Raw genomic sequence first — 6,343 nt, 5'->3', positions numbered from 1 at the left:
CTTCCCTTCGTTCTTGCGTTTCCGACTCTATCAGAGCCGGTCCCGCTTCGCTTTCCAGGTCCTTCGCTTTCGCGTTTTCCCTTTCCGGCGATTCCCACCTTACCAGAGGATTTCCGCGCCGCTTCCGGGTTGGAATTGAATTCTGGAGGCCGTTGGGGGGCCTTTCCCTTTCGGGTGGATCAGACTTTATCAGGTGATCTGAGTCGTGATGGCCACCCGCTCGCGGGACGCGTCCGGGCACACGGATGTGCACGGGTGTCGTACGAGGTGGAGCCGTAAACGTACTGGAGCGGGGCCCCGGATGCAAATCCGGTTGCCCCGCTCCGGTGACGGCGCTACGGCTCTGACGGGGGGTCAGACCTCGACGACGACCGGGAGGATCATCGGGCGGCGGCGGTAGCCGTCCGAGACCCACTTGCCCATCGTGCGGCGGATGAGCTGCTGGATCTGGTGCGGCTCGGCGACACCGTCGGCCGCCGCGCGGGCGATGGCCTCCTCGATCTTCGGTACGACCGCCGTGAAGGCCGAGTCCTCGATGCCGGAGCCGCGGGCCTGGATGTTCGGGCCGCTCACGACCTTGCCCGTGGTGCTGTCCACCACGACGAACACCGAGACGATGCCCTCGTCGCCGAGGATCCGGCGGTCCTTCAGGTGGACCTCGGTGACGTCGCCGACCGACAGGCCGTCCACGTACACGTAGCCGGCCTGGACCTTGCCCGAGATCCGGGCCTTGCCGTCGACGAGGTCGACGACCACGCCGTCCTCGGCGATGACGATGCGGTCCTTCGGGACGCCCGTCATCGCGCCGAGCTCGGCGTTGGCCCGCAGGTGGCGCCATTCGCCGTGGACCGGCATCAGGTTCCGGGGCTTGCAGATGTTGTAGAAGTACAGCAGCTCGCCCGCGGAGGCGTGGCCGGAGACGTGCACCTTCGCGTTGCCCTTGTGGACGACGTTCGCGCCCCACCGGGTCAGGCCGTTGATCACGCGGTAGACCGCGTTCTCGTTGCCCGGGATCAGGGACGACGCGAGGATGACGGTGTCACCGGGGACGATCCGGATCTGGTGGTCGCGGTTGGCCATCCGGGACAGGGCCGCCATCGGCTCGCCCTGGGAGCCCGTGCAGACCAGCACGACCTCGTCGTCCGGCAGGTCGTCGAGGGTCTTCACGTCGACGACGAGGCCCGCCGGGACCCGCAGGTAGCCCAGGTCGCGGGCGATGCCCATGTTGCGGACCATCGAGCGGCCGACGAAGGCGACCCGGCGGCCGTACTCGTGCGCGGCGTCCAGGATCTGCTGGATGCGGTGGACGTGGCTGGCGAAGCTCGCCACGATGATCCGCTTCTGTGCGCCCGCGAAGACGCCGCGGATGACGCCCGAGATGTCGCGCTCCGGCGGGACGAAGCCCGGGACCTCGGCGTTCGTCGAGTCCGAGAGGAGGAGGTCGATGCCCTCCTCGCTCAGACGCGCGAAGGCGTGCAGGTCGGTGAGGCGGTTGTCCATCGGGAGCTGGTCCATCTTGAAGTCGCCGGTGGCGACGACCAGGCCCGCGGGGGTGCGGATGGCGACGGCCAGCGCGTCCGGGATGGAGTGGTTGACCGCGATGAACTCGCAGTCGAAGATCCCGAGGTTCTCCCGGTCGCCCTCCTTCACCTCAAGGGTGTAGGGGCGGATCCGGTGCTCCTGGAGCTTCGCCTCGATGAGGGCCAGCGTCAGCTTGGAGCCGATGAGCGGGATGTCCGGCTTCTCGCGCAGGAGGAAGGGGACGGCGCCGATGTGGTCCTCGTGACCGTGGGTGAGGACGATGCCCTCGATGTCGTCGAGCCGGTCCCGGATGGACGTGAAGTCCGGCAGGATCAGGTCGATGCCCGGCTGCTCCTCTTCGGGGAAGAGGACACCGCAGTCGACGATCAGCAGCCGGCCGTCGAACTCGAAGACGGTCATGTTGCGGCCGATCTCGCCGAGACCGCCCAGAGGGGTGACGCGGAGGCCGCCCTTGGGGAGCTTCGGCGGCGGACCGAGTTCAGGATGCGGATGGCTCAAAAGTCTCTCCTCACCACACACGCCACGTACCTCGTAGGCACGTGGCGTGCATGCATTCGTGCACTTTCATGTGTCTTTTCGTGGGGTTCTGCTTATTCAGTTGTGAAGTCTGGTGTCAGACCTGTACCCCGCCGGCGGCAAGATCGATCTTGAGCTGGGCCGTCTCCTCGGGGGTCAGCTCGACCAGCGGGAGCCGCAGCGGGCCCGCGGGCAGGCCCTGGAGGTTCAGCGCGCCCTTGGTGGTGATCACGCCCTGCGTGCGGAACATCCCGGTGAAGACGGGGAGCAGCTTCTGGTGGATCTCGGTGGCCTTCTGGACGTCGCCGGCCAGGTGCGCTTCGAGCATCGCGCGGAGCTCCGGGCTGACCACGTGGCCGACCACGGAGACGAAGCCGACCGCGCCGACCGACAGCAGCGGCAGGTTCAGCATGTCGTCGCCCGAGTACCAGGCCAGGCCGCTCTGGGCGATGGCCCAGCTGGCGCGGCCGAGGTCGCCCTTGGCGTCCTTGTTGGCCACGATGCGGGGGTGCTCGGCCAGCCGGACGAGCGTTTCGGTGTTGATGGGGACACCGCTGCGGCCGGGGATGTCGTAGAGCATGACCGGGAGCCCGGTGGCGTCGGCGATGGCCGTGAAGTGGCGGTAGAGGCCTTCCTGCGGCGGCTTGCTGTAGTACGGCGTCACCGCGAGGAGGCCGTGGGCGCCGGTGCGCTCGGCCTGGCGGGCGAGCTCCAGGGTGTGCCGGGTGTCGTTGGTGCCGATGCCGGCGACGACGTGGGCGCGGTCTCCGACCGCTTCGAGGACGGCTCGTACGAGGTCGTTTTTCTCCGCGTCGGTGGTGGTCGGGGACTCGCCGGTGGTCCCGTTGATGATCAGGCCGTCGTTGCCTGCGTCCACCAGGTGGACGGCGAGCTGCTGCGCGCCGTCGAGGTCGAGTGCGCCATCCGCCGTGAAGGGCGTGATCATGGCGGTGAGGACCCGCCCGAAGGGGGTCTGCGGAGTCGAGATCGGAGCCATGGGTAACACGCTACTCGCTGCCATGCTCACGGTGTCCCCTCGGGGGACGTCAACAGGGTGGTGCGCCTTCCGAAAGCGGGCCGGGAGGAGTGTGGAGCCCGGCACTGCCTGCTCGGGGGTTCAAGCAGTGCCGGGTCCGTTTGATCAGCCTAGATGAACTTTACGAAACGTGGCAATACGGACACTTCGGACAGGGCTCCGCGCATCCGTGCGCACGCGCCGTTCCGGGCCTTACGGGGCCACGCGGCCGTTGGCGTTGAAGGCCGCGTACGTCAGGGGCATCAGCGAGGCCCAGTGCTGCTCCATCTTCTCGCCGACCATCTCGATCTCCCGCTGCGGGAAGGACGGCACCTTGGCCAGCTCGTGCTGCGTACGCAGACCGAGGAAGTGCATGAGCGAGCGCGCGTTGCAGGTGGCGTACATCGAGGAGAAGAGTCCGACGGGCAGGACCGAACGGGCCACCTCCCGTGCCACGCCCGCCGCCAGCATCTCCTGGTAGGCCTCGTAGGCCTGGCGGTACGAGTCCTCCATGACCCGGCCGGTCAGCTCCTGCTGCGCCGCGGTGCCCTCGACGAAGACGTACTTGCCCGGACGGCCCTCCTGGACGAGCTTGCGCTCGGCGTCCGGGACGTAGAAGACCGGCTCCAGCTCCCTGTAACGGCCGGACTCCTCGTTGTACGACCAGCCGACGCGGTGGCGCATGAACTCGCGGAACACGAAGATCGGGGCGCTGATGAAGAAGGTCATCGAGTTGTGCTCGAAGGGGCTGCCGTGACGGTCGCGCATCAGGTAGTTGATGAGGCCCTTGGAGCGCTCGGGGTCCTTCTGCAGCTCGTCCAGGGACTGTTCACCGGCCGTGGAGACCCGGGCGGCCCACAGCACGTCGGAGTCGGCGGCGGAGTGCTTCACCAGCTCCACCGTCACATCACTGCGGAAGCTGGGTTTCAGGTCTGAAGCGGCGGTCTCGCTCACCGGGGGTCCTTCCGAACGTCTCACATGGGGCGCGCCCACTCTACGGCGCCCGTCAGGGCGGCTCGTGCATCGATTTCCCGATCGGGGGCACCTGGCGGGCAGTTCGCACGTCTTTGTGAGTACAGCCACTCCGACCCCGAGGAGAGTCCCCTCATGTCCAGCCGGCGCGAACCCGTCCCGTTCGCCTTTGTCGCCGAGGCCGACCGATTCCGCAGCAACGTCACCCCACCGCCGCGCGAGCGTCTGAGCAGGACGCAGTTCGCCGCCCGTACCCTGGTCGGGATGACCGTGGTGGCGGGGCTCGTCGGTTCCCTGCTCTTCGGCGTACCGGCACTGCAGCCCCACCCGAACCCCGTCACGTCGCAGCAGTCCGAGGCCTCCGGGGGGCGGTAGCCTCACGGGCAGCCCAACCGAACGTGCATGTGAGTGAGGTCCAGCCGTGCCCCTGCCCTTCCTGACGGCCGACAGCGCGTTCGACGCGCACGAGGACGGCGACGAGGTACTCGCCCACGCAGACCAGGACCGCTGGCGCCGGCCCTACCGGCCCGGCCCCTGGCGGGTCGCCGGCGCCGCGCTGCTGCTCCTGCTGGCCGCCTTCATGCTGCTCGCCACGATGATCATCGCGTTCGCGGGCGCAGGGGCGCTGGCGGTGGTCTGCTCCGTCGCCGCGCTCAGCGTGATCGGGGCGGCGCTGCGGCTGCTGGTGGCGGGGATCTGGGTCAGCCCCAAGGGGCTGCGCCTGGTCGGCTTCCTCAGGACCCGCTCCCTCGCCTGGGGCGAGATCGCCGAGGTCCGCACCGCGCAGCAGCCGGTGCGCTGGCTCGGCCTGCCGAGGACCGTACAGGGGCAGGCCCTGACGGTGGCCGGGCGCGACGGCGCCCAGCTGCCGGTGCTGCTCACGGACCACAACGCCGACTTCCTGGCGCGTGCGGAGGCGTTCGACCGGGCCACCGACGCAGTGGAGGCCTGGGCCGAGGAGTACCGGGCCGTATCCGCCTGAGGCGGCGGGCCCGGCCCGGGAGCCCGTACGGGGATCAGACCTGTACGGGCTTCCTGTCGTGCAGGGCGATGGCCCGCTGCATGGCCTTGCGGGCCCGCGGGGTGTCGCGGGCGTCGTGGTAGGCGACGGCGAGGCGGAACCAGCTGCGCCAGTCCCCCGGCGCGTCCTCCGTCTCGGCCTTGCGGCGCGCGAAGACCTCGTCGGCGGAATCCCGCAGGATCCGGCCGTACTGGTCCCGCTCCAGCTCGTCCACGGGCAGTCCGCCCTCGGCCTCCAGCTCGCTCGCGAGCTGGTTGGCCTTCCGCACGAACTGGGTGTTCTTCCAGAGGAACCAGACACCGATGACGGGCAGGACCAGCACCGCCACGCCGAAGGTGACGGTCAGCCAGGTGCCCTGCCGGAGCAGCATCAGGCCCCGGCTGCCGACCAGGACGAAGTAGACGACCAGGACGGCGGCCGTGAGGAAGTAGGTGATCTTCGCGCGCATGGTGCTACTGCCTGCTCATCAGCCGAGGTCGAGGAAGTGTTCCAGGCCGAAGGTCAGGCCCGGGGTCTGCGTCACGCGGCGCGCGCCGAGGAGGATGCCCGGCATGAAGCTGCTGTGGTGCAGGGAGTCGTGACGGATGGTCAGGGTCTCGCCTTCGCCGCCGAGCAGCACCTCCTGGTGGGCCAGCAGGCCGCGCAGGCGGATCGCGTGTACCGGGACTCCGTCGACGTCCGCGCCGCGCGCCCCGTCGAGCGCGGTGGCGGTGGCGTCGGGCTGCGGGGCGCAGCCGGCCTCGGCGCGGGCGGCCGCGATGAGCTGCGCCGTGCGCGTGGCCGTGCCGGAGGGGGCGTCGACCTTGTTGGGGTGGTGCAGTTCCACGACCTCGACGGACTCGAAGTAGCGGGCGGCCTGCGCGGCGAACTTCATGGTGAGGACGGCGCCGATGGAGAAGTTCGGGGCGATGAGCACGCCGGTCTCCGGGGAGCCGGCGAGCCAGGTGTCCAGCTGGGCGAGGCGCTCCTCGGTCCAGCCGGTGGTGCCGACGACGGCGTGGATGCCGTGGCGGATGCAGAAGTCGAGGTTGCCCATGACCGAGGCGGGGGTGGTCAGCTCGACGGCGACCTGGGCGCCGGTCTCGGCCAGCTTCTCCAGCTTGTCGCCGCGGCCGAGGGCGGCCACCAGCTCCATGTCCTCGGCGGCTTCGACGGCCTTGACCGCCTCGGAGCCGATACGGCCCTGTGCACCGAGAACCGCTACGCGCAGCTTGCTGCTCATGCTTCCTTCGCTTCCTGTCGTACGGGCCGGGCACCGGCCGGCGGCCGGTGCCCGC

The 6,343-nt window shown here is 69.5% G+C and carries 7 protein-coding genes; 2 read left to right on the top strand and 5 right to left on the bottom strand.

Annotation, left to right across the window (positions count from 1 at the left end):
- Nucleotides 1-354: 354 nt before the first annotated feature.
- The 3 genes from ABZ128_RS12215 to thyX all read right to left on the bottom strand — a co-directional run bounded on the left by ABZ128_RS12215 (nucleotide 355) and on the right by thyX (nucleotide 4,027).
- A complete protein-coding gene (locus ABZ128_RS12215; protein ID WP_356847843.1) occupies nucleotides 355-2,040 on the bottom strand; it encodes a ribonuclease J in 1,686 nt (561 codons plus the stop codon).
- Between the two features lie 115 nt (nucleotides 2,041-2,155).
- The gene (dapA, locus tag ABZ128_RS12210) at nucleotides 2,156-3,055 is read right to left on the bottom strand and encodes a 4-hydroxy-tetrahydrodipicolinate synthase (RefSeq protein WP_356847841.1); all 900 of its coding nucleotides are present in this window, start codon (nucleotides 3,053-3,055) and stop codon (nucleotides 2,156-2,158) included.
- A gap of 231 nt (nucleotides 3,056-3,286) precedes the next feature.
- Nucleotides 3,287-4,027 (bottom strand): FAD-dependent thymidylate synthase, encoded by a 741-nt coding sequence (thyX, locus tag ABZ128_RS12205; RefSeq protein WP_356847840.1) that lies wholly within the window; start codon nucleotides 4,025-4,027, stop codon nucleotides 3,287-3,289.
- Nucleotides 4,028-4,180: 153 nt separating this feature from the next.
- On the opposite strand from thyX, the gene ABZ128_RS12200 reads away from it, so the two are divergent.
- Together ABZ128_RS12200 and ABZ128_RS12195 are read left to right on the top strand one after the other, a co-directional pair.
- Complete coding sequence (locus tag ABZ128_RS12200; protein ID WP_356847839.1) at nucleotides 4,181-4,420, top strand: hypothetical protein; 240 nt, start codon at nucleotides 4,181-4,183, stop codon at nucleotides 4,418-4,420.
- A 46-nt stretch (nucleotides 4,421-4,466) separates the two neighbouring features.
- Entirely contained in the window at nucleotides 4,467-5,027 is a 561-nt protein-coding gene (locus tag ABZ128_RS12195) for a PH domain-containing protein (RefSeq protein ID WP_356847838.1), read from the top strand.
- A 34-nt stretch (nucleotides 5,028-5,061) separates the two neighbouring features.
- Here the strand turns inward: ABZ128_RS12195 and ABZ128_RS12190 are convergent, their stop codons facing one another.
- A complete protein-coding gene (locus tag ABZ128_RS12190) occupies nucleotides 5,062-5,514 on the bottom strand; it encodes a hypothetical protein (protein WP_356847836.1) in 453 nt (150 codons plus the stop codon).
- Nucleotides 5,515-5,532: 18 nt separating this feature from the next.
- On the bottom strand, nucleotides 5,533-6,288 hold the full coding sequence (gene dapB / locus ABZ128_RS12185; protein WP_356847834.1) for a 4-hydroxy-tetrahydrodipicolinate reductase: 756 nt from the start codon (nucleotides 6,286-6,288) through the stop codon (nucleotides 5,533-5,535).
- Nucleotides 6,289-6,343 lie beyond the last annotated feature (55 nt).

Source organism: Streptomyces sp. NPDC006326, assembly GCF_040612915.1.
Lineage (GTDB): Bacteria > Actinomycetota > Actinomycetes > Streptomycetales > Streptomycetaceae > Streptomyces.
This window is presented reverse-complemented; position numbering and strand designations above follow the sequence as displayed.

Bases quoted from the DNA above. Each gene is read 5' to 3' on its own strand.
- dapA (WP_356847841.1), bottom strand. From the start codon at position 3,055: ATGGCTCCGATCTCGACTCCGCAGACCCCCTTCGGGCGGGTCCTCACC.
- ABZ128_RS12200 (WP_356847839.1), top strand. From the start codon at position 4,181: ATGTCCAGCCGGCGCGAACCCGTCCCGTTCGCCTTTGTCGCCGAGGCC.
- ABZ128_RS12190 (WP_356847836.1), bottom strand. From the start codon at position 5,514: ATGCGCGCGAAGATCACCTACTTCCTCACGGCCGCCGTCCTGGTCGTC.
- dapB (WP_356847834.1), bottom strand. From the start codon at position 6,288: ATGAGCAGCAAGCTGCGCGTAGCGGTTCTCGGTGCACAGGGCCGTATC.